This is a genomic window from Dactylosporangium aurantiacum, assembly GCF_000716715.1.
GTDB classification, from domain to species: domain Bacteria; phylum Actinomycetota; class Actinomycetes; order Mycobacteriales; family Micromonosporaceae; genus Dactylosporangium; species Dactylosporangium aurantiacum.
On sequence record NZ_JNYJ01000001.1, the window covers coordinates 478,466 to 503,466 of the forward strand.

Below are 25,001 nucleotides of genomic sequence, written 5' to 3' on the forward strand. Positions count from 1 at the left end.
CCGGACGGTCCGCGGCCGTTGGGCAGGCGTTGCGGCGCGGTGGCGTTCGGGAGAGACTCGGCTTCGTGGTGGAACAGTGGTGGTGAGCACCTGGCCGGCCGCGCCGTTCGGCCGCGCCGATCTCCTGGCTCACGCCCGCGAGCGGCTCACGGGCGGCGGCGGCGTGCTGCTCTGCGGCCCCGCCGGCATCGGCAAGTCCACCATCCTCGACGCCGTCGCCGGTGCCGAGACCGACGCGCTCGTGCTGCGCGCCGCGGCCGCCGAGGCCGAGGCCGACCTGCCGTATCTGGCGCTCGTCGACCTCTTCGACGGCGCTCCCGACGCCGCCGACCACCTGCCGCCGCACCTGCGGGCCGCCCTCGACGGCGCCCTGCTGCGCAGCGCGCTGCCGGCGACCCCGCACGACCAGCTCGCGGTGCGCCTCGCCGTGCTGGAGCTGCTGCGCGCCCTCGCCGCGGAGCGCACCGTGCTGCTCGTCCTGGACGACGTGCAGTGGATCGACGAGCCGAGCGCCGAGGTGCTGCGGTTCGTGGCCCGCCGGCTCGGCGAGGCGCCGGTGCGCATCCTCGCCGCCGAGCGCGTCCCCGACGGCGCCGCCGCGACCCGCCTGGACCTGTGCCCGCCGCCGGGCACGCTGCTGCCCGTACCACCGCTGCCGGAGAGCGACGTCGCGGACCTGCTGCGGGCCCGGTTCGGCGCCGAGGCGGGCCGGGCGCACCTGCACCGCATCTACGAGGCCAGCGCCGGCAACCCCCTCTACGCCGTCGAGCTCGGCCGGGCGCTGCGGGGCACGTCGTTCCCGACCACCGACCCGCTGCCCGTGCCCGACCGGCTCCGCGAGCTGCTCGCCGCGCGGCTGGCCGTGCTGCCGGCGCCCGACTGGCCGGCGCTGCTGGTCGTGGCCGCCGCCGCCCGGCCCAGCCTGGCGCTGCTGCGCCAGTGCGGTCTGTCCGAGCAGCACCTCGACGCGGCCCTCGCCTCGTCGGTGCTGACCGTCGACAGCGACGGCGCGATCCGCTTCAGCCACCCGCTGCTGCGGGAGATGGTGTATGCCGACGCGACGGTCGCCGCCCGCCGCGAGGCCCACGAACGGCTCGCCGACACCGTCTCCGACCCCGTCGACCGGGCCCGGCACCTCGCCGCCGCCCGTCCCGAGCCGGACGAGGCGCTCGCCGAGTGCCTCGCCGACGCGGCGTCCGCGGCCCGGCTGCGCGGCGCCCCCGCGATGGCCGCCGACCTGGCCGCCCTCGCCGCCGAGCGCACCCCGCGCGACACCCCCGGCGTCGCCGCCGTGCGCCGGCTCAGCGCCGCCCAGTACGCCTACGCGGCCGGCTCACCCGCCGACGCGCGCCGGCACGCGACCGCCGCGCTGCGCGACGCCGCCGACCGGCGCACCCGCATCGGCGCGCGGCTGCTGCTGGTGGAGATGTCCGGCGAGGACCACTCCAACTCCGGCCCGCTGCTGGACGCCGCGTTCGTCGAGGCCGTCGACACCCCCGACCTGCTCGCCCACGTGCGCCTGTACAAGGGGGTCAAGGCCTACTACGACGGCGACGGCGAGGGTGCCCTGGCCGAGCTCAAGCGCGCCGAGGAGGCCGCCGAGCAGTGCGGTGACATGGAGCGCCTCGTCGAGGTCCTCAGCTGGAAGGGCAACATCCTGCTCGGCACCCAGGGCGATGAGTACCTGGAGCGCGCCGGCAAGCTCGCCCGCGGGCTGTCGCTGACCCCGGCGACGGTCGCCGCCCGGCAGGTCGCCGCGATGAGCCGGCTGTTCAAGGGGGAGACCGCCGAGGCGGTGCGGCGCATCGAGGCGCTGCGCATCGCCGTGGAGCGGGCCGGCACCGTGCGCGACCTCGCCTCCGTCCTCGTCTCCGTGGCCGGCGTGTACTGGCGGGCCGGCCGCTGCGCCGACGCGGTCGCCGCCGGCCGCGAGTGCGTGCGGCTCTACGTCGACGTCGAGACCACCCCCGGCCCCGGCTACCTGGTCGCCGCCCTCGCCGAGAGCGGCGGCGGCAGCGCGACCGCCGCCGCCGGTTACGCCGAACGCGGCCTCGCCGCCTGCCTCGCCGCCGGCGACGAGGACTGGATCAAGCTCGCCTACGCCTCCTCGGGCCTGGTGCACATGCTGCGCGGCGACCCGGTCGCGGCGGCGGAGGCGATGCGCGAGGCGTACGCCCTCGACCAGCGGCTCGGCCGGCTCGACCCGGGCATCCTGCCGTGGCACGCCGACTTCATCGAGGCGCTCGTCGGCGCCGGTGCCCGTGCGGAGGCCGCCGAGGTCCTCGACGAGGTCACCAAGTGCGCCCGGCACCTGGACCGCACGATCGTGTTCCTCGGCCTCGCCCGGGCCCGCGCGGTGCTGACCGCCGCGACCGGCGAGGCCCGGGAGGGTGCCGAGGCGCTGCAGCGGGCGATCGAGGAGTGGCAGGACCACCCGTACCCGCTCGAGGTCGCCCGGGCCTACTACACGCTCGGCGGCCTGGAGCGCCGCGCCCACCGCCGCGGCGCGGCCCGGGCGGCGCTGTCGGAGGCGGTGCGCCGCTACGCCGCCGCCGAGGCCCACCCGTGGCGCGAGGTCGCCGCCGCGGACCTCGCCCGGCTCGACGGCGGCCGCGGCGCCGGCCTGTCCGAGACCGAGCGCCGCATCGTGGAGCTGGTCCGCGCGGGTGCCACGAACCGCGAGATCGCCCGCGCCCTGTTCCTGTCGATCAAGGCGGTCGAGGCGAACCTGACCCGCCTGTACCGGCGGCTGAACGTCCGCAACCGCGCGCAGCTGGCGCGGGTCCTGGACGCCGAGTAGCCGCGGTCCCTCCGCACCACCGCATCCGCCCCGCACCGTCACGTGCCGGGCGCGTTCCGTCATGGGGTGAGGTCAGGGTGGGTCGGGGTGATCCTGGCCGCAATCAGCTTGAAACGTCGAGATGCATAGCGATACAGTTCAGCGCATGGGAATACGAGTCGCTGTCGCCGGCGCGTCCGGGTACGCGGGGGGTGAGCTGCTCCGGTTGATCGCCGGGCACCCGCACCTCGAGCTGGCCGTCGCCACCGGGTTCGCGCAGGCCGGGTCGAAGATCGGCGCGGTGCACCCGCACGTGCGCTCCCTGCGCGACGTGGTCCTGGCGCCCACCGCGCCCGGGGTGCTCGCCGACGCCGACCTGGTGTTCCTGGCACTGCCGCACGGGGAGTCCGCGGCGCTCGCCGCGCAGCTGCCCGAGTCGGTGAAGGTCGTCGACATCGGCGCCGACTTCCGGCTCAAGGCGGCCGCCGACTGGACGCGGTACTACCCCGGCCCGCACGCCGGCACGTGGACCTACGGGCTGCCGGAGCTGCCCGGGCAGCGGGAGCGGATCGCGGCGTCGGACCGGGTCGCCAACACCGGCTGCTACGCGGTGTCGGTGACCCTCGCGCTGGCGCCGCTCATCGCCGCCGGGGTCGCCGATCCCGAGGACGTCGTGGTCGTCGCGGCGTCCGGCACGTCCGGCGCCGGCCGCGCCGCGAAGGTGCACCTGCTGGCGTCGGAGGTGATGGGGTCGCTGTCGCCGTACAAGGTGGGCGCCCACCAGCACGTGCCGGAGATCAAGCAGGCGACGGGGGCGACGTCGCTGTCGATGACGCCGGTGCTGGCGCCGATGCCGCGGGGCATCCTCGCCACGGTGACGGCCCGGCCGCTCACCGGCGCCGACCCGCGGGAGGTCCTCGCCGCGGCGTACGACGGGGAGCCGTTCGTGCAGGTCCTGCCGGAGGGGCAGTGGCCGCACACCGCGTCCACGTTCGGCGCGAACGCCGCGCACCTGCAGGCGACCGTCGACGTCGACAGCGGCCGGATCGTCGTGGTCTCCGCGATCGACAACCTGGTCAAGGGCGCCGCGGGGCAGGCGGTGCAGAACGCCAACCTCATGCTCGGGCTGCCGGAGGCCGCCGGGCTCACCGCCGACGGGATCGCACCATGACTGTCACCGCCCCGAAGGGGTTCAGGGCCGCCGGCGTCGCCGCCGGGTTGAAGGCCACCGCCGGCGCGCTCGACGTGGCGCTGGTCGTCAACGACGGGCCCGACTGGACCGCGGCCGCCGTCTTCACCGGCAACCGGATCAAGGCCGCGCCGGTGCTGTGGAGCCAGCAGGTGCTGCGGGCCGGCATCGTGCGGGCCGTCGTCATCAACTCCGGCGGTGCCAACGCGTGCACCGGGCCGGCGGGCTTCCAGGACACGCACGCGACCGCCGAGCACGCCGCGGCGGTGCTGTCCGGGCGGGCGTCGCGCTTCCCGGTCGGCGCCGGTGACGTGGCCGTGTGCTCGACCGGGCTGATCGGTGAGCGGCTGCCGCTGAAGAAGCTGCTGTCCGGCGTCGACGCCGCCGCCCGCGGGCTCTCCCGCGACGGTGGTGCCAGCGCCGCGACCGCGATCATGACCACCGACACGGTGCCGAAGACGGCCGTGTACGGCGGGCAGGGGTTCACCGTCGGCGGGATGGCGAAGGGCGCCGGCATGCTCGCGCCGGGCCTGGCCACGATGCTGGTCGTGGTGACCACCGACGCGGTCGCCGACGCGTCCGTGCTGGACGCGGCGCTGCGCGCGGCGACCCGGGTCACGTTCGACCGGATCGACTCCGACGGCTGCATGTCGACCAACGACACGGTGCTGCTCATGGCCAGCGGCGCGGCCGGGATCCAGCCGACCGTCGAGGAGCTCACCGAGGCCGTCACGGCCGTCTGCGCCGACCTGGCCGCGCGGCTGGTCGCCGACGCGGAGGGCGCCACGAAGGAGATCGCGATCGAGGTCACCGGCGCGGCGAGCGAGGACGACGCGGTCGAGGTCGGCCGGGCGATCGCCCGCAACAACCTGGTGAAGACCGCGTTCTTCGGCAACGACCCGAACTGGGGCCGGATCCTCGCCGCGATCGGCACCACGGGCGCCGCGTTCGAGCCCGACGGGGTCGACGTCGCGATCAACGGCGTGTGGATCTGCAAGGGCGGCGCGGCGGGCGAGGACCGCTCGAAGGTGGACCTGAGCGCCCGCGCGGTCGCCGTCACCGTCGACCTGCACGCCGGCCCCGCCACGGCCACGGTCCTCACCAACGACCTGTCCATGGGCTACGTGCACGAGAACTCGGCGTACTCGTCGTGAACGGACGCAATCTCGGGATCGCGCTGGGCAAGGCGAACACGCTGATCGAGGCGCTGCCGTGGCTGGAGCGGTTCTCCGGCTCGACGATCGTCGTCAAGTACGGCGGCAACGCGATGCTCGACAACGAGCTGAAGCGGGCGTTCGCCGCGGACATGGTGTTCCTGCGGCACGTCGGGATCAAACCGGTCGTCGTGCACGGCGGCGGCCCGCAGATCTCCTCGATGCTCAAGCGGCTCGGCATCGCCAGCGAGTTCAAGGGCGGCCTGCGGGTCACCACCCCGGAGACCGCGGACGTGGTCCGGATGGTGCTCGTCGGGCAGGTCGGCCGGGAGCTCGTCGGGCTCATCAACGAGCACGGCCCGCACGCCGTCGGCATGTCCGGCGAGGACGCGGGGCTGTTCACCGCCGTGCGCCGGCCCGCGATCGTCGACGGCTCACCGGTCGACATCGGGCAGGTCGGCGACGTCGAGCACGTCAACGTGTCCGCGGTCGCGGACCTCATCGCGGCCGGCCGGATCCCGGTGGTGTCGACGGTCGCGCCGGACGCCGACGGGGTCCTGCACAACCTCAACGCCGACACCGCCGCCGGGGCCCTGGCGATCGCGCTCAAGGCCCGCAAGCTCGTCGTGCTGACCGACGTGGAGGGCCTGTACGCCCGCTACCCGGACCCGGAGTCGCTCATCTCGCAGCTGACCACGGACGAGCTCGCCGCGCTGCTGCCGACACTGGAGTCGGGAATGGTGCCGAAGATGGAGGCGTGCCTGCGCGCCGTCAAGGGCGGCGTGCCGGCGGCGCACGTCGTGGACGGCCGCGTGCCGCACTCGCTGCTGCTGGAAGTCTTCACGTCGGAGGGATTCGGGACCATGGTGGTGGCGGCATGACGCTCGTCGAACGGTTCGAGACGTCGGTGATGAACACGTACGGGTCGCCCTCCCTCGGGCTGGTCAGCGGCAGCGGCGCCGTCGTCGTCGACGAGGCCGGACGCTCCTACGTCGACCTGCTCGGCGGGATCGCGGTGAACCTGCTCGGCCACGCCCACCCGGCGGTCGTCGAGGCGGTCACGACGCAGATCTCGACGCTGGGGCACGTGTCGAACCTGTTCGCGTCCCCGCCGGTCGTCGCGCTCGCCGAGCGGCTGCTGGACCTGGCGGGCCGGCCCGGTTCGGTGTTCTTCGGCAACTCCGGCGCGGAGGCGAACGAGGCGGCGTTCAAGCTGTCCCGGCGCACCGGCCGCACGAGGATCGTGGCCGCGCAGGCCGGGTTCCACGGCCGCACCATGGGCGCCCTCGCGCTCACCGGCCAGCCGGCGAAGCAGGACCCGTTCCGGCCGTTGCCCGGTGAGGTCGTGCACGTGCCGTACGGTGACGTCGCCGCGCTCGAGGCCGCCGTCGACGGCACGACCGCGATGGTGCTGCTGGAGCCGATCCAGGGCGAGTCCGGGGTCGTCGTCCCGCCGGCCGGCTACCTGACCGCGGCCCGGGAGATCACCGCCCGGCACGGCGCGCTGCTCGCCCTCGACGAGGTGCAGACCGGCATCGGCCGGACCGGGTACTGGTTCGCCCACCAGGCCGAGGGCGTCCGCCCCGACGTCGTCACCCTGGCCAAGGGCCTCGGCGGCGGGCTGCCGCTCGGCGCGATGATCGCCTTCGACGACGCCGCGGGCCTGCTCGGCCCCGGCATGCACGCCTCCACGTTCGGCGGCAACCCGGTCTGCTGCGCCGCGGCCCTCGCGGTGCTCGACACCATCGAGTCCGAGCACCTGCTGGACCGGGTGAAGCAGCTCGGCGAGCGGATCCGCCGCGGCGTCGAGGCCCTCGAGCACCCGCTCGTCGCCGGGGTCCGCGGCGCGGGCCTGCTGCTCGGGATCGTGCTGCAGGGGCCGGCCGCGGGCGCGCTCGCGGCGGTGCTGCGCGACGCCGGGTTCCTGGCCCAGGCGGCGCAGCCGGACGTGCTGCGCATCGCGCCGCCGCTGATCCTCACCGACGGGCAGGCCGACGCGTTCGTCGCGGCGCTCGGCCCGGCGCTGAACGCGGTGCGGGCCTGATGCCCCGGCACCTGCTCAGGGACGACGACCTGACCCCGGCCGAGCAGGCCGAGATCCTGGACCTGGCCGCGGCGATGAAGGCCGACCGGCACGGGTTCAAGCCCCTCGCCGGGCCGAAGGCCGTCGCGGTCATCTTCGAGAAGCAGTCGCTGCGCACCCGGGTGTCGTTCGAGGTCGGCATCGCCGAGCTCGGCGGCACCCCGGTCATCATCGACGCGCTCAGCACCCACTTCGGGCGCGGCGAGGAGATCGGCGACGCGGCGAGGGTCCTGTCCCGGTACGTGTCCGCGATCGTCATCCGGTCCAATGTGGACGCCCGGGTCGCGGAGCTGGCCCGGCACGCGACCGTGCCGGTCGTCAACGCCCTCACCGACGGCTTCCACCCGTGCCAGCTCCTCGCCGACCTGCTCACCGTCCGGGAGCGGCTCGGCTCCACGCAGGGGCGGGTGCTGGCGTACCTCGGCGACACCGCCAACAACATGGCCAACTCCTACGCCCTGGCGGGCGTGACCGCCGGCATGCGGGTGCGGCTGAGCGGCCCGCCCGGCTTCGAACCGGACCCGGCGGTGCTGGACGCCGCGCGGTCCCGGGGCAGCGTCGACTGGGTCCGCGACCCGGCCGAGGCGGTCAAGGACGCCGACGTCGTCGTCACCGACACGTGGACGTCGATGGGGCAGGAGGGCGACGGGCTCGACCGGATCACGCCGTTCCAGCCGTACCAGATCAACGCCGCGCTGCTGGAGGACGCCGGTCCGGACGCGATCGTGCTGCACTGCCTGCCCGCGCACCGCGGGCACGAGATCACCTCGGAGGTGCTGGACGGGCCGCGCAGCGCGGTCTGGGACGAGGCGGAGAACCGGCTGCACGCGCAGAAGGCGCTGCTGGCCTGGCTGCTGGGGCAGGAGTGAGCACGTCGGAGCGGGTGGGCACACCGGTCTCGAAGGCGGCGCGGCACGACCGGATCGCGGCGCTGATCCGCGGGTCGGCGGTGCGCTCCCAGACGGAGCTCGCCGAGCTGCTCGCCGGCGACGGGATCCAGGTCACGCAGGCGACGCTGTCCCGGGACCTGGAGGAGCTGCGGGCCGTCAAGGTCCGCGGCGAGTACCTCATCCCGGAGGACGGCGAACGGGCGCTGCGCCCCGCCGAGGAGGCCCCGACCCGGCTGATCCGGCTGCTGCGGGAGCTGCTGACCGGCGTGGACTGCTCCGGCAACCTCGTCGTGCTGCGCACCCCGCCCGGCGCCGCGCAGTTCCTGGCCAGCGCCATCGACCGCACCGGCCTGCCGGACATCGTCGGCACCATCGCCGGCGACGACACCATCATGGTCGTCGCCCGGCAGGCGCCGGACCCGCACGGGCCGCCGTCGGCCGGGGAGGTCCTCGCGGCGAAGCTCACCGAATGGGCGCACCTCGACGGCACGTCGAAGTGACCCGGACCGGCCGCGGCGGCACTGGCCGACCGTGGCGATCTTGCACTATGGAAGGATCGTGGCGTGGCAACTTCGTCTTCTGAGTCCCCGACCCGGCTCTGGGGCGGTCGCTTCGCCGGCGGGCCCGCCGAAGCCCTCGCCAGGCTCTCCGTGAGCGTCCAGTTCGACTGGCGGCTCGCGCCCTACGACCTGGCCGGGTCGCGGGCGCACGCGCGGGTCCTGGCCCGCGCCGGGCTGCTCGACGCCGACGAGCTGGGCCGGATGCTCGCCGCGCTCGACGACCTGGAGTCCGCGTGCGCGACCGGTGAGTTCCGGCCGACCGTCGACGACGAGGACGTGCACACCGCCCTGGAGCGGGGGCTGCTGGAGCGGCTCGGCGCGCTCGGCGGGAAGCTGCGCGCCGGCCGGTCCCGCAACGACCAGGTCGCCACCGACCTGCGGCTGTACCTGCGCGACCACGCCCGCGGCGTCGCCGCCCGGATCGTGGAGCTCGCCGACGCCCTCGTCGAGCAGGCCGCCCGGCACATCGACACGCCCGCGCCCGGGTTCACGCACCTGCAGCCGGCGCAGCCGATCGCGTTCGGCCACCAGCTGCTCGCGCACGTCCAGGCGCTGCTGCGGGACCTGGAGCGGCTGCGGGACTGGGACGCGCGCACCGCGGTCAGCCCGCTCGGCGCCGGTGCGCTCGCCGGGTCGTCGCTGCCGCTGGACCCGACGCAGGTGGCGAAGGAGCTCGGGTTCGCCTCCGCCGCGGCCAACTCCATCGACGCCGTGTCCGACCGGGACTTCGTCGCGGAGTTCCTGTTCGCCGCCGCCCTCACCGGCGTGCACCTGTCGCGGCTCGGTGAGGAGGTCGTGCTGTGGACGACCCCCGCGTTCGGTTGGGTGCAGCTCGACGACGCGTTCGCGACCGGGTCGTCGATCATGCCGCAGAAGAAGAACCCCGACATCGGTGAGCTCGCCCGCGGCAAGTCCGGCCGGCTCATCGGCCACCTGACCGGTGTCCTGGCGATGCTCAAGGGGCTGCCCCTGGCGTACGACCGGGACCTGCAGGAGGACAAGGAGCCCGTGTTCGACGCCGTCGACACCCTCGAGCTGGTCCTGCCCGCGCTCGCCGGCATGATCTCCACGATGACGGTGCGCGTCGACCGGCTCGCCGAGCAGGCGCCCGTCGGCTACACCCTCGCCACCGAGGTCGCGGAGTGGCTGGTCCGGCAGGGGGTGGCGTTCCGCGACGCGCACGAGATCACCGGCAAGCTCGTCGTGCTCGCCGCGTCCCGCGACGTCGGCCTCGACGAGGTGTCCGACGCGGACCTGCAGGCGGTCAGCCCGCACCTGACGCCGGACGTGCGGACCGTGTTCTCCGTCCCGGGCGCCCTGGCGGCGCGCACCACCCCCGGCTCGACGGGCCCCGGGCCGGTCGCCGACCAGCTCGCCGTCGCCGCCGACAAGCTCGAGCGTTGGCGGTCCTGGTCCGCGGAGCCGGTGCTACCGTCGCAGTGATGCGACGTGTGACACAGGACACCCTCGGCGACGCGTCGGTGCTGCGCGTCGCCGAGGTCGCGGTCCCGGTGCCCGGGCCGACCGAGATCCTCGTCGAGATGCGCGCGGCCGGCGTCAACCCGGTCGACTGGAAGGTCCGCACCGGCGGCGGCATCCTGGGCACCCCGCCGTTCAGCGTCGGCTGGGAGCTGTCCGGGGTGGTGGCCGCCACCGGTGCCGGCGTCACGCGGTTCGCCGTCGGCGACGAGGTGTTCGGCATGCCGCGCTTCCCGGCACAGGCCGCCGCGTACGCCGAGTACGTCACCGGGCCCGCCCGGCACTTCGCGCTGAAACCGCCGAACCTGAGCCACGAGCAGGCCGGTGGCCTCGCCCTCGCCGGGCTCACCGCCTGGCAGGTCCTCGCCGAGACCGCCGGCGTGCTGCCCGGGCAGCGGGTGCTGATCCCGGCCGCGGCCGGCGGCGTCGGTCACCTCGCGGTGCAGATCGCGAAGGCGCGCGGCGCGTACGTCATCGGCACCGCGTCCGCGCCGAAGCACGACTTCGTGCGGTCCCTCGGCGCCGACGAGGTGCACGACCACGGCGCCGAGGGCCAGGCGGACGTCTACGCGGCGGTGAAGGACGTCGACGTGGCCGTCGCCACCGTCGCCGGGCAGGTCCCGCGGCTCGCGGCGACCCTCGCGCCGCAGGGGGCGCTCATCGCCCTCAACGGCGCCGACGAGGCCGCCGCCGTCGACGCCGGTGGCGTGTTCCTGCTCGCCGAGCCCGACCGGGCCGGCCTGGAGTCCCTCGCGGCGCTGGTCCTGGAGGGCCGGCTCACGGTCCACGTCGACCGGGTCTTCCCCCTGGACCGGGTCGCCGAGGCGCACCGGCTCGGCGAGCGCGGGCACACCACCGGGAAGCTGGTCCTCGTCCCCTAGTGGGACACGGCGTAGTGCAGGATCACGTTGTGGATGTGCTGGGTCTTCTCGACCCCGCGGACCTCGATCTCGTACGTGTGGGCGCCCACGTGCACGGCGATGTTGCCGCTGCTGAAGAAGCTGCCGGCCCACGACTTGTTGCTCACGATCGACACCGCGGTCACCTTCGCGTAGGGGATCGACGTGAGGGCGAGCCGCTTGCCGACGAACGAGCGGTCCTGCAGGATCACGCGGCGGTCGGTGAGGCCGATGAACCCGGTGCCGATGCCGACCGCGTCGTAGACGGCGATGATCGTCTCGCCGGGCAGCAGCCCGGACACGATCTGCTCGTACTGTTCGCGGCGGTCGTACTTCACCTGTTGAGCCATGCGTCCAACGTAGACGGACCCCTCAACCCCGGCGCTGGCGTGCATGGGTCATCCTGGACGGCACACACCCCGAGGAGGACCCGTGCCGATCCTGTTCCGCAAGGCGATGCGGTTCGGCCCGCTCGTGCTGAACTTCACCCCGAAGGGCCTGTCCTCGTGGGGTCTGAAGATCGGCCGCTGGTCGTGGAACTCGAAGACCAGGGCGCACCGCTACGACCTGCCCGGCCCGTTCTCGTGGCGCAGCCGCGGGCGGCGCGGCGGCAGCTGACGACGCCCCGGGCCCGCCGGGGTCCGGGGCGCGCCGGGCCGCTCGGCGCCGGTAGAAGTTCACGGAGTGGTCGGGGGAGTGCCACGTCGCGCCCGAGGGCGGCCGACCCTATGTCCTCCTGGTGAACACCCGCACCGGGACGTTCAACGTGCCCGGGTCCACGCTCCACTGCGCCGCGACGCGGTGCACGTCACCGTCGTCGACCAGCTCGCCGAACGAGCGCTCCAGATCCGAGCGCTCGCCGAGCTCGTCGATCTCGCCGTCGGCGGCGGCGAACGAGCGCAGCAGGTCCCCGTCGCGGGCGCGCTGCCACCGGTACACCTGCAGCCCTCGATGTGACGAGAAGAACTGCACCTCGGTCGCCAGGGCCGCGGACAGCCCCGTGACGTCGGGCCGGTCCTTCATCAACGCCATGCCCAGGACCAGGACCCATCCGTCGACCGGCGGCGTGACGATCACCCGGTCGTCGGTGAAGTACGCCAGGTCCACGCCGGAGCGCCAGTCGGTCTCGCCGAGCTCGGTGAGCCCGAGCGCCGGTGCCGGGTCCCGGTCGCGGACGGCCAGCCATGCCATCTTCTGCACCCCCTCGACGCTACCCGTTGACTTCCCGGCGCCGAGGTTGCATGGTTCATTACATGAGTAATGAACCGACGAACCATGGATGACGGACGGCCGATCTTCCTGCAGATCGCGGAGCAGATCGAGGCCGCGATCATCGACGGTTCGCTGCCGGAGGACACGCAGGTCCCGTCGACGAACGAGCTCGCCGCGTTCCACCGGATCAACCCCGCCACCGCCGCCAAGGGCGTCAACCAGCTCGTCGACGACGGAGTGCTGCACAAGCGGCGGGGCATCGGCATGTTCGTCTCGCCGGGCGCCCGGGCCAAGCTCCGGCAGCGCCGCCGGGACCGGTTCGGCGAGCAGTACCTGCGCCCGCTGCTGGCCGAGGCGGCCCGGCTCGGCATCGACCACACCGAGCTCAAGACGATGATCGACCGTTACGAGGAGCCGCGATGACCCCCGTCGTGTCCGTGCAGGACCTGTCGAAGCGGTACGGCGCCGTCGCCGCCGTCGACGGTGTCAGCTTCGAGCTGCGCCGCAACGGCATCTACGGCCTGCTCGGCCGCAACGGCGCCGGCAAGACCACGCTCATGCAGCTGCTCACCGGCCAGCAGTTCGCCACCGCCGGCACCGTGCGGGTCCTGGGCGCCGACCCGGCCGAGAACGAGCGGGTCCTGCGGCAGGTGAGCTTCGTCAAGGAGAGCCAGCGCTACCCGGAGACGTACAAGGTCCGGCACGTGCTGCTCGCCGGGCGGCTGCTCTTCCCCGGCTGGGACGAGGCGTTCGCCCGCTCGCTCGTCGCGGATTTCGAGCTGCCGGTGTCCCGGCCGGTGAAGAAGCTGTCCCGGGGCATGCTGTCCGCGCTCGGCGTCACCGTCGGGCTCGCGTCCCGCGCCCCGATCACGTTCTTCGACGAGCCGTACCTGGGCCTGGACGCGGTGGCCCGCCAGCTGTTCTACGACCGGCTGCTGGCCGACTACGCCGAGCACCCGCGCACGGTGGTGCTGTCCACCCACCTCATCGACGAGGTCAGCGACCTCATCGAGCACGTGCTGCTCCTCGAGCGCGGCCGGCTCGTGCTGGACGAGGCCGCCGACAGCCTGCGCGGCCAGGTCGTCACCGTCACCGGCCCGGCGCAGGCCGTGGACCGGCTCACCGCCAACGCCGACGAGCTGCACCGCGAGCACCTCGGTCCGCTGACCCGCGCCACCGTGCGCGGCGCCGTGTCCGCCGGGCACGCCCGCGAGGCCGGCGTCCAGCTCGAACCCGTCAGCCTGCAGCAGCTCGTCGTGCGCATCACCGCCCGGGAGGCCGTGTCATGAACCGCATCGTCGCCATCGCCCGCCTGCACGCCGCCGGCCGCCGCGACGGGCTGGTGTGGCCGCTCGCCGTCCTCGGCGTCGCCTTCGCCGTCAACCTGCTCGTCTTCGGCGCCATGGGCGACGATCTCGGCGACCGCCCGGTCACCGGCGGCCTCGCCAGCGTCTACCTCACCGCGCTCGCGTTCGGCGCCGTCGCGATCGCCCAGCAGTTCCCGTTCGCGCTCGGCATGAGCGTCACCCGGCGCGAGTTCGCCGCCGCGCTCGGCCTGTTCACCGTCGCCCAGACCGCCGCCTACGCGGTGCTGCTGGTCGTCCTGCAGGCCGTCGAGGATGCGACCGGCGGCTGGGGCATGCGGCTGCGGTTCTTCGGCGCCGGCTTCCTCGACCGCGAGGGCGTCGCCGCCCAGCTGCTCATCTACGCGGTGCCGCTGCTGCTGATGACCCTCACCGGCGTCGCCCTGGGGGCGGTGTACGTGCGCTGGCGCACCAACGGCGTCCTCGCCGCCGTGTGCGGCGTCCTGCTCGCCGCAGGGCTGGCCGCGGTCCTGGTCACGAAGTACGGCAGCTGGCCCGCGATCGGCGACTGGCTGCTGCGGCAGAGCGCGCTGTCGCTGCTGGCCGGCTGGCCGTCGATCGCCGTCGCCGCCCTCGCCGCGCTGTCCTGGGCCGCGCTGCGCCGCGCCACCCCCTGACCGCCGGCGCGATCTGCCGGCGGGCCCCGGGCCGAAGATCCGGATAGGTTGGTGCGATGAGCGCGTTGGAGAGACTCCGGGCCGCCGCGCCCGTCATGCGTGATGACCTCGCCGGTCTCGTCGCCGTCGAGTCGCCGTCGGCCGACCTCGAGGCCCTGGCCAGGTGTGCCGACGTCGTCGCCGAGCTCGGCCGGCGGTGCACCGGCCTGGCCCCGGAGCGGGTGGTCGTGGCCGACCGGCCGCAGCTGCGGTGGCGCTTCGGCGGCGGGCCGGTCCGGGTCGTGCTGATCGGGCACTTCGACACGGTGTGGCCGGTCGGCACCCTCGCCCGGTGGCCGTTCGCCGTCGACGGCGACCGGTGCACCGGCCCCGGCGTGGTCGACATGAAGGGCGGCCTCGTCGTGCTGTTCCACGCCCTCACCGCCCTCGCCGAGGCCGGCGACCTCGACGGCGTCGCGGTCGTGTGCAACAGCGACGAGGAGATCGGCTCGCCCGCCTCCCAGGCGCTCATCGAGGACACCGCCGCCGGCGCGGCCGGCGCGCTCATCCTGGAGGGCAGCGCCGAGGGCCGGCTGAAGATCGCCCGGAAGGGCATCGCGCACTACTCGCTGCACGTCACCGGCCGGGCGTCGCACGCCGGGGTCGCCCCGCACCTCGGCGTCAACGCCGGGATCGAGCTGGCGCACCAGGTGCTGCGCATCGCGCAGCTCGGTGCCCCGCCCGGCACGACCGTGACCCCGACCGACTCGACCGTCGGCACGACCAGCAACACCGTGCCCGCCGCGGCGCGGCTCAGCATCGACGTGCGCGCGTTCGACCCGGCGGAGCTGGCCCGGGTCGACGAGGCCCTGCGCGGCCTGCGGCCGGTGCTGCCGGACGCGCAGGTGCGGGTCGAGTTCGGCCCGTCCCGCCCGGCGATGCCGGAGTCGGCGTCGGCCTCGACGTTCGCCCTGGCCCAGCGGGTCGCGGCGGCGCTGGGCCTGCCGCCGCTGACCGGTGAGGCAGTCGGCGGCGGCTCCGACGGCAACCTCACCGCCGGGATCGGCGTGCCGACCCTCGACGGGCTCGGTGTCATCGGCGGCAACGCGCACGCCGAGGGGGAGTGGGCCGACCTGGCGAGCATGCCGGAGCGGGCCGCCCTGGTCGCGGGGCTGGTCGCCGCGATCGGCCGGGAGCCGTGACACCGCCCACCGGCGCGGCGGTGGGCGGGTCCCTCGCCGCGGACGCGTGGGCGTGCGCCGAGGCCGCCGGGCAGCGGGCCGGGGTCGAGGTCGTCGAGACCGCCGCGGCCGCCGGCGCCGGGCACGCGGCCGCCTACGAGGACACGTCGCTGCTGCTGCAGCGGGTGTGGCGGGCCGACCACCCGGCCGAGATCGCCTCGCCCGGCCTGCTGCGCACGTACGCGCACTCGGGCAACTACGTCGCCGGCGCGTACCGGGGCGGGCGGCTCGTGGGGGCCGCCGTCGGCTTCTTCGGCCGGGACCGCGGCGGCGCGCCGCACCTGCACTCCTTCGTCGCCGGGGTGGAGCCCGGCGGCCTCGGCCAGGGCGTCGGCTTCGCCCTCAAGCAGCACCAGCGGGCGTGGAGCCTGGCCCGGGACGTGCCGGAGGTGCGCTGGACCTACGACCCGCTGGTGCGCCGCAACGCGTACTTCAACCTCGCCAAGCTCGGCGGCCGGGTGGTGCGCTACCTGCCGGAGTTCTACGGCGCGATGGCCGACGGCATCAACAGCGGCGACCTCAGCGACCGGCTGCTGCTCGTGTGGCGGCTCGACGCGCCGGAGGCCGTCGCGGCCGCCCACGGCACCCCGGTCGCCGTCGACGTCGCCGGTACGGCGACGCTGCTGGACCGCGACGCGGACGGCGCCCCGGTGCCGGCGCCGGGCGTGGCGGACGGACCGGCGGCCCGGCTGCTCGTGGCGGTGCCCACCGACGTGGAGGACCTGCGCCCGCGCGACCCGGCGGCGGCCGTCGCGTGGCGGCTCGCGGTGCGCGAGGCGATGGCCGGGCGCCTCGCCGCCGGCTGGCGGGTCGCGGGCGTCACCCGCGACGGCTTCTACCTGCTCACCACGGAGGCATAGATGCGGCTGGAAGGCCTGGAGCTGCGGCGGATCGCGATGCCGCTGGTCGCGCCCTTCCGCACCTCGTTCGGCACCGAACGGGAGCGGGACGTGCTGCTGGTGCGGGCCGTCGGGCAGGACGCCGAGGGGTGGGGCGAGTGCGTCGCGATGGCGGCGCCGCTGTACTCCTCCGAGCACGTCGACGGCGCCGCCGAGGTGATCCGCCGGTACCTGGCCCCGGCCCTCGCGGCCGCCGCGGCGGGCGGGGTGGACGCGTGGACGGCCGGGACGGCGTTCGCGCCGTTCAAGGGGCACCCGATGGCGAAGGCGGCGGTGGAGACGGCCGTGCTCGACGCGGTGCTGCGCGCCGCCGGGATGCCGCTCGGCGGGTTCCTCGGCGCGGTCCGCGACCGGGTCCCGGCGGGCGTCTCGGTCGGCATCATGGACTCGGTGCCGGCGCTGCTGGACGCCGTGGCCGGCTACCTCGACGCCGGCTACCTGCGGATCAAGCTCAAGATCGAGCCCGGCTGGGACGTCGGGCCGGTCCGGGCGGTCCGGGAGCGCTTCGGCGACGCGGTGCTGCTGCAGGTGGACGCGAACACCGCGTACAGCCTCGGCGACGCGCGGCAGCTGGCCCGGCTCGACCCGTTCGACCTGCTGCTCATCGAGCAGCCCCTGGCCGAGGACGACGTGCGCGGCCACGCGGCCCTGGCCCGGCTGATCCGCACCCCGATCTGCCTGGACGAGTCGATCGTCAGTGCCCGCGCCGCCGCCGACGCGATCGCGCTCGGCGCCTGCTCGATCGTCAACATCAAGCCGGGCCGGGTGGGCGGCTACCTGGAGGCGCGGCGGGTGCACGACGTCTGCGTCGCCAACGGCGTCGCGGTGTGGGCCGGCGGGATGCTGGAGACCGGCCTGGGCCGGGCCGCGAACGTGACCCTCGCCGCGCTGCCCGGGTTCACGCTGCCCGGCGACACGTCCGCCTCCGACCGGTACTACGCCCGCGACATCACCGCGCCGTTCGTGCTGGCCGAGGGGCACGTGGCGGTGCCGCAGGGCCCCGGCATCGGCGTCACGCCCGTCCCGGACGTCCTGGCGGAGGTGACGACGGCCACGTCCTGGATCCCGCTCAAGTAACTTTACAGGCGTTAGCTGACGTGGTTAACCTTACGGGCGTAAACAAACGTCCGTAAGGGGTGTCTCCATGTCCGACCATCCGCGCCGGTGGGCCGCGCTCGCGGTGCTCAGCCTCACCCTCGTCGCCGTCACCCTCGACAACTCCGTGCTGAACACCGCCCTGCCGTCGCTCGCGCACGGGCTGCACGCCACCACGTCGGACCTGCAGTGGATCACCGACGCGTACACGCTGGTCTTCGCCTCGGCGCTGATCCTCGCCGGCAGCCTCGGCGCCCGGCTCGGCTCCCGCCGCGCGCTCGTCGGCGGCCTGCTCGTCTTCGGCGGCGGGTCGGCGGTCGCCGCGCTGTCCGACACGCCGGGGCAGCTCATCGCGTGGCGGGCGGTGATGGGGCTCGGCGCCGCGTTCGTCATGCCGGCCACCCTCGCGATCATCACCCGGATCTTCCCGCCGGCGGAGCGGCCGAAGGCGTTCGCGGCCTGGTCCGCGGCGGCCGGCATCGGCGTGCTCGTCGGCCCCGTCACCGGCGGGGCGCTGCTGGAGCACTACTCGTGGAGCAGCGCCTTCTGGATCAACGTGCCGCTCGTCGCCGGCGCCCTGGTCGCCGTGCTCTACCTGGTGCCGGCGGTGCCGGTGGTGCGCACCGGCCGGCTCGACGTGCCCGGCGCGCTGCTGTCCACCGCCGCGGTCGCCCTGCTGGTCGACTTCGTGATCCAGGCACCCACCCGCGGCTGGACCGCCGCCGCGGGCCTCGCCGAGCTGGGCGCGGCGGTGGCGCTGTCGGCCGTGTTCGTGGCGTGGCAGCTGCGGGCCTCCTCGCCGCTGGTCCGGCTGGACCTGTTCGCCAACCGCACATTCCTGCTCGCCGCCCTGTCCCTGGCCGTGGTGTTCTTCGTGCTGTTCGGCACGCTGTTCGAGCTGTCGCAGTACCTGCAGCTCGTGCACGGGTACAGCCCGCTCGTCGCCGGGCTGGGCGCCATGCCGTTCGCGGTGGCCATGGCGACCACGTCGGCGACCTCGGCGCTGCTGTCGAAGCGGCTCGGGGTGCGCTGGACCCTGGTGCTCGGCCTGTCCCTGGCCGTCGCCGGCCTGCTGTCGCTGTCCACCACCGCCGTGGACACCGCGTTCTGGCAGGTCGCGGCAGGCACCGCGGTCATCGGTCTGGGCATGGGCATGATGATGGCCCCGGCCAGCCTGCAGATCAGCGGCTCCGTCCCGGCCGAGTACGGCTCCATGGCCGGCGCCCTCAACAGCGTCATCCGCGAGCTCGGCGGCGTGCTCGGCATCGCGGTCCTCGGCACCGTCGTGTCCTCGGCGTACCGCGGCGACCCCGGCCTGGTCATGGACGCCGACCTGCCGGCCGCGCACGCCGCCGCGGCCGCGATGCCGCCGGCCGACGCGCAGCGGGTCCTGTCCGCCGCCGACGCCGCGTTCACCGCGGCGATGGACCGCGGTGCGCTGGTCGCCGCCGGGATCGCATTGCTCATGGCGGTCGCGGTCGCGGTGATCCGCCCCGCCGCGGCGGCGACCCCGCAGCGCGCGCCCGCGGAGGCGGCGCTCGTGCCGCAACCGGCATGATGGACCGATGAGCACCTCGGGAGGCCGCACTCGCAACCGCAGGGGCGAGGGCGGCCTCCTGCGCGACGAGATCGTCGCCGCCGCCGAACGCATCCTCGAGCGCGAAGGCGACGAGGCCGCGATCACGCTGCGGTCCGTCGCGCGCGAGGCCGGCATCGCCGCCCCGTCGATCTACGCCCACTTCGCCGACCGCGACGCCATCATCGAGACCGTCCTGGACATCGCGTTCGAGCGGCTGCGGCAGCGCATCGTCGAGACCACCTGCGCCCTGCCCGACGACCCGGTCGCGTCGCTGCTGGCCGGCTGCCACGCGTACGTCGACTTCGCCGTCCGCGAGCCCGCCCGCTACCGGGTCCTCTTCGGCCGCCTCCGCGAGGGCCGGCCGGAGCTGAAGATGCCGCTGCGGCTGGAGGACGTACCACCCCGCTGGCGCAACCGCCTGCAGGCGTTCGAGGTCCTCGTCGACGGCCTCGCCGCGTGCGCCGCCGCCGGCCGCTCCGCCAGCACCGACCCGTTCACCGACGCCACCATCCTGTGGACGTCGCTGCACGGCGCGGTCATGATGCGCCAGTTCGTGCCCGGCTTCCCGTGGCCGCCGTTCTCCGAGACCGTCGATGCCCTCGTCCTGCGGGTCGGGCGGATCACCGCATGACGGCCGACCTCGCGACCGCGCTCGCCGGCCCGGTCGACGTGGCCGCCCGCGCCCTGCTCGGCTGCACCCTCACCGCCGGCGGGGTGACCGTCCGCCTCACCGAGGTCGAGGCGTACTCCGGCACCGGCGAGGACCCCGCCTCCCACGCCCACCGGGGCCGCACCCCGCGCAACGCGATCATGTTCGGCCCGGCCGGCTACGCGTACGTCTACTTCACCTACGGCATGCACTACTGCGTCAACGTCGTCACCGGCGTCGACGGGGTGGCCTCGGCGGTGCTGCTGCGCGCCGGCGAGGTCGTCGACGGGCTGCCGGCCGCCCGGGCCCGCCGCCCGGCCGCCCGCACCGACGCGGAGCTGGCCCGCGGCCCGGCCCGGCTGTGCGCGGCGCTCGGCATCGAGCGGTCCTTCTACGGCACGTACCTGCTCGGCGACCCGCCCCTGCTGCGCCCGCCGGCGGCCGGGGCGCCGGCCGCGGTGTCGGCCGGGCCGCGGGTCGGCGTCACCGGCGCCCACGACGTGCCGTGGCGCTTCTGGGTCACCGGCGACCCGACGGTCAGCGCCTACCGCCGCCACGTGCCGAAAGGGGCCGCCGCGCGGACCGGCCCCTGACGGCGGCACCCGGCCGGTCGGCCAGGGTGCCGCCGTCGTCGTGCCGTCAGTACTCGGCGGTGCGCACGTTGCCGGTGGCGGCCCGCGAGTGCACGCCGCCGTCCTGCACCGCGTAGACGCTCACCAGGTAGTACGTGTTGGCGGGGAACCCGTCGACCGAGTACGACATCGGCCCGGTGCCGGGGTTGGCCGGCAGCCACCAGGTGTAGCCCTTCGGCACCCGGCTCGGCTGGCCCTGGTCGTTCCAGACGATCAGGTCGTAGCTGATCGACAGGTAGAAGCCGGTCTCCGTGGTCGCGTTGTCGGTCCAGTTGAACCAGAGCTGGTGCGCGCCGGCCGACAGCTGCAGGTCGGTCGGCCCCGGCAGCGCCACCCGCACGTCGGTGAAGCCCAGGACCCGGTTCGTCGCGACCGGTGCGGTCCCGTCCGGCCAGTTGACCGCCGACACCACGACGCGGTGGTCGCCCGGCATCGCGGGCAGGGCGACGGTGATGTCGTACCCGTTGTACCTGGTGCCGTTGGGCAGGTTGGCCGTGGTGGCGCCGACGATGGTGCCGTCGATGGCGACCCGCACCTGCAGCGGCCCGCCGTCGGGGTCGAGCGCCCAGCCGGTGGCCCGCACCGCACTGCCGAGGTCGGTGAACGTCACCGTGCCGGCGGGGGCGTCGTCGGTGCTCTCCGGCGGGTCGCCGACGCACGACGGCGGCGGCACCGGGTCGTCGCAGCGGCTGACCGCGTGGGCCGCCGACGCCGGCACGAGCGCGGCCGCGCTCAGCAAGGCGGTCGCCAGCGCCGCCCGTATTGGTCTGCGCATACCATCACATCCTTCGTCAATCCGGATACGGAGGCAGGAACCCCCCGCATGCGGTCGCACGCTAGCCAGCGGGCGCAAGCCGCCCGATGTCGCGCTCCGGCCGGCTGAGCTGCGCGGACACGAGCCGGCAAGCGGGTTGCGTCGGGATGCCGACATCGGCGTCGTGGGCCGGCCCCGCTGTCCATCGCCGGGCATCGCATCGGTGCGCGCTCGTAGGACCGTCGGCCGTGACGGTCGACGGGGGCCCGGAGCGGCACCGGACGCCGGCCTGAGCAGCGATTCCAATCGATTCCCAGTGGCGGTGCCGACACTGGCCCGGCCCGCCCGCACCCTCGCGGGCGGCGAAGGAGGTCACGTGAGCACCGTCCCACACTGGCGATCCCCGGGCCGCACGACGTTGCGGCGGCTGCGATGGCTCGCCGGCCTGCTCGTCCTCACCCTGTGCGCCGGCCTGGCCCCGGCGGTGCCGGCCGCCGCGCAGGTCAACTGGCAGGAGCAGCAGTTCCGCGACCGGCTGTTCTCGGCCCACATGCGGGCGCACGACACCGGTCTGCAGGGACTCAAGGACCTCGTCCTGTCGGTCGCGGCGATGGACTGGCGGATGGCGAACCCGAACGCCACGACGGACGACATCATCCGGCACATGTCCCGCGTCAAGGCCGCCGTCGACGCCCAGTACATCGCCGACGTCTACGGCAGCGGCGCCTACGCGGCGTTCGTGAAGCTCATCGACGCGGCGTCCGGCGTACCCGGCATCAACATCGCCACCCCCGGGCTCAAGGCCCTGCTGGAGAGCACGGTCGGCGACAACCTCTCGCAGACCGCGCTGATCGAGAACCAGGTCACCGGCGCCTACCAGACGAACATGTACCTGAGCCAGCTGTACGCGGTGCAGGACACCGGCTGGGGCCAGGTCACCCGGCTCGGCCAGCAGGACCCGTCCTTCACCGCCGCCTGGAACGGCATCGTCGGCGGCCGCAACGGCGTGGTGCTCGACGCGAGCACGGAACAGCTGCTCGCCGACCCGCTGCTGGCGACGTACGTCAACGTCGAGTCGATCCTGACGCGGCAGCAGGACCAGAGCGCCTACCTGCAGGAGATCCGCCGCCAGGTGGAGGCGACGCTGACCACGCTGAGCGCGAAGAACGACCAGATCGTCGCGCAGCTGCGGGCCGCCTCGCTGCAGTACCCGGTCGGACCCGGTCCGAAGCCGACGCCCGAGGCGTACACCCAGGCGCGCGCCCAGGCCGCCGAGCGGCAGGTGGCCCTGGACGCGATGGGCTCCGGCCTCTTCGTGCTCTCCACGCTGGCCGGTTTCGTCGACCCGGAGCTCGGCGCCGACATCGCCACGATCGGCAAGGCCGGACTGTCGATCGCCACGGCGGTCAACAACTACCTGCCGACGATCGCCGGCCTGTCCGTCGGCCAGGCGCTGTCGTCGCTGAGCACGATGACGCTCACCGGCAACATCCTCGGCGCGGTGATGAGCCTCCTGCCGATGTTCGCCTCCGGCCCCGACCCGAACCAGGTCATCCTGCAGCAGATCAAAGAGCTGCGGATGGACATCGCCAACCTGCGCGACCAGATGAACGAGCGGTTCGACGCGATCGAACAGGCGCTCACCATCGTGTACCGCGACATCACCACCCAGCTGACCCGCCTGGAGGGATCGGTCCAGGAGGTCCGGGCGCAGCTCGGCGACATCCAGCGCACGTTGCTGGCGCTCGACTCGAAGGTCGACACGCTGGCGCTGTTCACCGCGCACTCGCTGCAGCAGGCGAGCCTCGACCAGCTGAAGACCGAGGTCAACGGCTACATCAACTACGAGAAGCGCACGACCACCCCGTTCCCGGGCTACGAGAAGTACGCCGCCGTGGAGAACACCTTCCACACCGCCGGGACGATCAAGTCCTGGGACGTGCCCTTCGTGCAGACCACCGCCGGCGAGCAGATCGACCCGGTGACGACGATCGGCCAGTTCGGCCCGAGCGGCTCGGTGTCGTACCTCACCTGGCTGGCCAACTTCCGGTACGGCACGGGGGTGCCCACGCCGGCCAGGACGGTGCCGAGCGCCAGCGTGTTCCAGCTCGCCGCCCGCGCCTACATGGCCCTGCAGCTGCAGAACCCGGCCTACGCCGGTCAGCTGTCGGCGTACCGCTCCACCGAGCTGCAGGCCATCGGCACCGAGTACCTCAGGGCCACCCGGGCGTTGAGCGCCCCGGCCGACGGGGGCGCGACGAACAAGACGTTCAGCGGGCTGGTCGCCAACTACAGGACCTACTCCGGTGCGGTGTCCGACGCGTTGCTGGACGTCCGCAACCGGGTCTCCAGCACCGCCTACAGCCCGTTCGGCGGGCCCGACCAGACGCCGGGCACCCGCGTCCCCGACGCGACGGTGCCCGTCTGCACGGGGACGGGGACGGCGCTGAACGCGCCCGCCAACGCGGCCAACGCGTCGCTGCCCAACCCGTACCAGGTCGCGGCGCTGGCCCTGCCCGACGACGGCAAGCCGACGTACTCCAGCTGCTGGACCGCGTCCTGGGTCGACACCGACGGCGACCCGCTGGAGGCGATGTCGGGCAGCGTGCAGATCACGTTCGTCAACCGCGTCGCGTGGCCCGGTGAGGGGCCGCAGGACATCCGGACGGTGACGGCCAAGCGGTACTTCGGACAGATCTGCACCTACAGCACCAGGACCGGGCAGAAGTGCAAGGTGCCGCGGACCGAGGTGCAGAACGCCTGGACGTCCACCTACAAGCCGTTCATGGAGCAGAACGCGACGGTCACCGTCGACAAGGCGGTGCTCTTCGACGCGCGGATGCGGGTGACACGGGCGCTCTACGGCAAGCAGCTGCACTACTACCAGGTCGTGGGGGCCGAGCTCGCCGGTGACACGGTGCTGAGCCGGGCCAACCGCAAGCTCACCGAGACCATCGGGCTGATCCAGACGTACACCGAGCTGGCCTTCCCGAAGGCCCTCGAAGGCAACGCGACGCTCAACGCGCTGCTCTACGGCAACCAGCGGCTGATCGGCGACCAGGTGGTGTCGCTGCCCAGCCGGCCCGACGCGGTCAGGCTCCCCGGCCTGTCGGACGCGTTCGGCCGGGCACTGGCCGCCTTCGCCGGCTGCCAGCCCACCGGGATGGGGCGGCCGTGCACGGAGGGCTTCACGCCCGACGTGAAGGTCGACCAGGCGGCGCCGTTCGACGTCGACTGCCCGGTGGCGGACCCGGTCGGCGAGCACGTCGCCAACTGCCTCGCCGGGTACCGGCAGCCGCGGGCCGACCTGCTCGCGGCCCAGTACGCCCGGCACTCGAAGGAGCTGGCGGACGGCGCGTACGTCGAGGGCTCGCCCCAGGTCGAGGCGATCCTCGCCGAGCTGCGGGCGGTGAGCGACATCCTGCACCGGTCCAGCCCGCTGTCGCAGGGGCGCCCGGCGACGAGCTCCTCGGTCGAGGTGGAGCACGCCGGGTTCGACGCCCGGTACGCCTTCGACGGCGACAGCACCACCCGCTGGTCGAGCAGGTACACCGACCAGGAGTGGCTGCAGGTCGACCTCGGCGGCGTGCAGTCCGTGCGACGGGTCGTCCTGGAGTGGGAGGCGGCGTACTCCCAGAGGTTCGAGCTCCAGACGTCGGCCGACGGCACCACCTGGACGACGATCTTCTCGACGGCCAGCGGTGCCGGCGGCACGCAGGTGCTCGCCGTCGACGGCGCCGGACGCTACGTGCGACTGGTCACCGCGCAGCGCGGCACGGAGTACGGCAACTCGTTGTGGGAGTTCAAGGTGTACGGCGCCTGACGGTGCCCGGCTGCCGGTCGCCCCGGACGAGGGGCGGCCGGCAGCCGGTCGTTTCCGTCCTTCCGCACGGCCGGTTCTGGTGCTTTGGTACGGCCGGTCGTTTCCGTGCTTGCGCACGGCCGGT

23 protein-coding genes are annotated in these 25,001 nt (G+C 74.3%); 20 read left to right on the forward strand and 3 right to left on the reverse strand.

Annotated features, from left to right (window positions below):
• The first annotated feature begins 82 nt into the window (after positions 1-82).
• The 9 genes from OP18_RS02185 (at position 83) to OP18_RS02225 (ending at position 11,015) form a co-directional block, all read left to right on the forward strand.
• Positions 83-2,800 carry an ATP-binding protein gene (locus tag OP18_RS02185; RefSeq protein ID WP_033357039.1) on the forward strand — a complete coding sequence of 906 codons (2,718 nt, stop codon included), beginning with the start codon at positions 83-85 and terminating at the stop codon, positions 2,798-2,800.
• A 145-nt stretch (positions 2,801-2,945) separates the two neighbouring features.
• Complete coding sequence (argC, locus tag OP18_RS02190) at positions 2,946-3,950, forward strand: N-acetyl-gamma-glutamyl-phosphate reductase (protein ID WP_033356871.1); 1,005 nt, start codon at positions 2,946-2,948, stop codon at positions 3,948-3,950.
• Entirely contained in the window at positions 3,947-5,122 is a 1,176-nt protein-coding gene (gene argJ, locus OP18_RS02195; RefSeq protein WP_033356872.1) for a bifunctional glutamate N-acetyltransferase/amino-acid acetyltransferase ArgJ, read from the forward strand. Before argC ends, argJ begins: the two co-directional genes overlap by 4 nt.
• The gene (gene argB, locus OP18_RS02200; RefSeq protein ID WP_033356873.1) at positions 5,119-6,003 is read left to right on the forward strand and encodes an acetylglutamate kinase; all 885 of its coding nucleotides are present in this window, start codon (positions 5,119-5,121) and stop codon (positions 6,001-6,003) included. The genes argJ and argB overlap by 4 nt, the downstream gene beginning before the upstream one ends.
• Positions 6,000-7,166, forward strand: a complete 1,167-nt coding sequence (locus OP18_RS02205) for an acetylornithine transaminase (RefSeq protein ID WP_033356874.1) — start codon at positions 6,000-6,002, stop codon at positions 7,164-7,166. Before argB ends, OP18_RS02205 begins: the two co-directional genes overlap by 4 nt.
• Positions 7,166-8,074 (forward strand): ornithine carbamoyltransferase, encoded by a 909-nt coding sequence (argF, locus tag OP18_RS02210; protein WP_033356875.1) that lies wholly within the window; start codon positions 7,166-7,168, stop codon positions 8,072-8,074. Before OP18_RS02205 ends, argF begins: the two co-directional genes overlap by 1 nt.
• A gap of 14 nt (positions 8,075-8,088) precedes the next feature.
• Complete coding sequence (gene argR / locus OP18_RS02215; protein WP_033356876.1) at positions 8,089-8,595, forward strand: arginine repressor; 507 nt, start codon at positions 8,089-8,091, stop codon at positions 8,593-8,595.
• Positions 8,596-8,658: 63 nt separating this feature from the next.
• On the forward strand, positions 8,659-10,098 hold the full coding sequence (gene argH, locus OP18_RS02220; protein WP_033356877.1) for an argininosuccinate lyase: 1,440 nt from the start codon (positions 8,659-8,661) through the stop codon (positions 10,096-10,098).
• Positions 10,098-11,015, forward strand: a complete 918-nt coding sequence (locus OP18_RS02225; RefSeq protein WP_033356878.1) for an NADP-dependent oxidoreductase — start codon at positions 10,098-10,100, stop codon at positions 11,013-11,015. The genes argH and OP18_RS02225 overlap by 1 nt, the downstream gene beginning before the upstream one ends.
• On the opposite strand, the gene OP18_RS02230 is transcribed toward OP18_RS02225, so the two are convergent.
• Positions 11,012-11,383 (reverse strand): PH domain-containing protein, encoded by a 372-nt coding sequence (locus OP18_RS02230; protein WP_033356879.1) that lies wholly within the window; start codon positions 11,381-11,383, stop codon positions 11,012-11,014. The two genes, OP18_RS02225 and OP18_RS02230, sit on opposite strands and share 4 nt — an antisense overlap.
• 82 nt (positions 11,384-11,465) lie before the next feature.
• Here OP18_RS02230 and OP18_RS02235 point away from each other — a divergent pair, with 82 nt between their 5' ends.
• Positions 11,466-11,651: a hypothetical protein gene (locus tag OP18_RS02235; protein WP_033356880.1), complete on the forward strand. Its 186-nt coding sequence runs from the start codon at positions 11,466-11,468 to the stop codon at positions 11,649-11,651.
• A gap of 108 nt (positions 11,652-11,759) precedes the next feature.
• Here the strand turns inward: OP18_RS02235 and OP18_RS02240 are convergent, their stop codons facing one another.
• On the reverse strand, positions 11,760-12,224 hold the full coding sequence (locus OP18_RS02240; RefSeq protein ID WP_033357040.1) for a hypothetical protein: 465 nt from the start codon (positions 12,222-12,224) through the stop codon (positions 11,760-11,762).
• An 84-nt stretch (positions 12,225-12,308) separates the two neighbouring features.
• Between OP18_RS02240 and OP18_RS02245 the strand changes: the two genes are divergently transcribed.
• From OP18_RS02245 to OP18_RS02285, 9 genes are all read left to right on the forward strand, one after another.
• Positions 12,309-12,668, forward strand: a complete 360-nt coding sequence (locus tag OP18_RS02245; RefSeq protein ID WP_033356881.1) for a GntR family transcriptional regulator — start codon at positions 12,309-12,311, stop codon at positions 12,666-12,668.
• Positions 12,665-13,534: an ABC transporter ATP-binding protein gene (locus tag OP18_RS02250; protein ID WP_033356882.1), complete on the forward strand. Its 870-nt coding sequence runs from the start codon at positions 12,665-12,667 to the stop codon at positions 13,532-13,534. The genes OP18_RS02245 and OP18_RS02250 overlap by 4 nt, the downstream gene beginning before the upstream one ends.
• Entirely contained in the window at positions 13,531-14,226 is a 696-nt protein-coding gene (locus OP18_RS02255) for a hypothetical protein (RefSeq protein ID WP_033356883.1), read from the forward strand. Before OP18_RS02250 ends, OP18_RS02255 begins: the two co-directional genes overlap by 4 nt.
• Positions 14,227-14,282: 56 nt before the next feature.
• Positions 14,283-15,407, forward strand: a complete 1,125-nt coding sequence (locus tag OP18_RS02260; RefSeq protein WP_052386085.1) for a M20 family metallopeptidase — start codon at positions 14,283-14,285, stop codon at positions 15,405-15,407.
• Positions 15,404-16,306, forward strand: coding sequence for a hypothetical protein (locus tag OP18_RS02265; protein ID WP_033356885.1), 903 nt, complete (start codon positions 15,404-15,406; stop codon positions 16,304-16,306). The genes OP18_RS02260 and OP18_RS02265 overlap by 4 nt, the downstream gene beginning before the upstream one ends.
• A complete protein-coding gene (gene menC / locus OP18_RS02270) occupies positions 16,307-17,422 on the forward strand; it encodes an o-succinylbenzoate synthase (protein WP_033356886.1) in 1,116 nt (371 codons plus the stop codon). It begins immediately after the preceding gene.
• A gap of 67 nt (positions 17,423-17,489) precedes the next feature.
• Positions 17,490-18,998: an MFS transporter gene (locus OP18_RS02275; protein ID WP_063745403.1), complete on the forward strand. Its 1,509-nt coding sequence runs from the start codon at positions 17,490-17,492 to the stop codon at positions 18,996-18,998.
• 7 nt (positions 18,999-19,005) lie between these two features.
• Positions 19,006-19,650: a TetR/AcrR family transcriptional regulator gene (locus OP18_RS02280; protein WP_033356887.1), complete on the forward strand. Its 645-nt coding sequence runs from the start codon at positions 19,006-19,008 to the stop codon at positions 19,648-19,650.
• Positions 19,647-20,261: a DNA-3-methyladenine glycosylase gene (locus tag OP18_RS02285; RefSeq protein ID WP_033356888.1), complete on the forward strand. Its 615-nt coding sequence runs from the start codon at positions 19,647-19,649 to the stop codon at positions 20,259-20,261. The genes OP18_RS02280 and OP18_RS02285 overlap by 4 nt, the downstream gene beginning before the upstream one ends.
• 46 nt (positions 20,262-20,307) lie before the next feature.
• Here OP18_RS02285 and OP18_RS02290 read toward each other — a convergent pair whose 3' ends face one another.
• On the reverse strand, positions 20,308-21,075 hold the full coding sequence (locus tag OP18_RS02290; RefSeq protein ID WP_156089235.1) for a hypothetical protein: 768 nt from the start codon (positions 21,073-21,075) through the stop codon (positions 20,308-20,310).
• A 355-nt stretch (positions 21,076-21,430) separates the two neighbouring features.
• Here OP18_RS02290 and OP18_RS59450 point away from each other — a divergent pair, with 355 nt between their 5' ends.
• The gene (locus OP18_RS59450) at positions 21,431-24,877 is read left to right on the forward strand and encodes a discoidin domain-containing protein (protein ID WP_211273409.1); all 3,447 of its coding nucleotides are present in this window, start codon (positions 21,431-21,433) and stop codon (positions 24,875-24,877) included.
• Positions 24,878-25,001: the final 124 nt, after the last annotated feature.

Coding starts and splice junctions, on each gene's coding strand:
- OP18_RS02245 (WP_033356881.1), top strand. CDS start 12,309: ATGGATGACGGACGGCCGATCTTCCTGCAGATCGCGGAGCAGATCGAG.
- OP18_RS02280 (WP_033356887.1), top strand. CDS start 19,006: ATGAGCACCTCGGGAGGCCGCACTCGCAACCGCAGGGGCGAGGGCGGC.
- OP18_RS02240 (WP_033357040.1), bottom strand. CDS start 12,224: ATGGCATGGCTGGCCGTCCGCGACCGGGACCCGGCACCGGCGCTCGGG.
- OP18_RS02260 (WP_052386085.1), top strand. CDS start 14,283: ATGAGCGCGTTGGAGAGACTCCGGGCCGCCGCGCCCGTCATGCGTGAT.
- menC (WP_033356886.1), top strand. CDS start 16,307: ATGCGGCTGGAAGGCCTGGAGCTGCGGCGGATCGCGATGCCGCTGGTC.
- argC (WP_033356871.1), top strand. CDS start 2,946: ATGGGAATACGAGTCGCTGTCGCCGGCGCGTCCGGGTACGCGGGGGGT.
- OP18_RS02275 (WP_063745403.1), top strand. CDS start 17,490: ATGTCCGACCATCCGCGCCGGTGGGCCGCGCTCGCGGTGCTCAGCCTC.
- OP18_RS02205 (WP_033356874.1), top strand. CDS start 6,000: ATGACGCTCGTCGAACGGTTCGAGACGTCGGTGATGAACACGTACGGG.
- OP18_RS02285 (WP_033356888.1), top strand. CDS start 19,647: ATGACGGCCGACCTCGCGACCGCGCTCGCCGGCCCGGTCGACGTGGCC.
- OP18_RS02290 (WP_156089235.1), bottom strand. CDS start 21,075: ATGCGCAGACCAATACGGGCGGCGCTGGCGACCGCCTTGCTGAGCGCG.
- argJ (WP_033356872.1), top strand. CDS start 3,947: ATGACTGTCACCGCCCCGAAGGGGTTCAGGGCCGCCGGCGTCGCCGCC.
- OP18_RS02255 (WP_033356883.1), top strand. CDS start 13,531: ATGAACCGCATCGTCGCCATCGCCCGCCTGCACGCCGCCGGCCGCCGC.
- OP18_RS02230 (WP_033356879.1), bottom strand. CDS start 11,383: ATGGCTCAACAGGTGAAGTACGACCGCCGCGAACAGTACGAGCAGATC.
- OP18_RS02250 (WP_033356882.1), top strand. CDS start 12,665: ATGACCCCCGTCGTGTCCGTGCAGGACCTGTCGAAGCGGTACGGCGCC.
- argF (WP_033356875.1), top strand. CDS start 7,166: ATGCCCCGGCACCTGCTCAGGGACGACGACCTGACCCCGGCCGAGCAG.
- OP18_RS02225 (WP_033356878.1), top strand. CDS start 10,098: ATGCGACGTGTGACACAGGACACCCTCGGCGACGCGTCGGTGCTGCGC.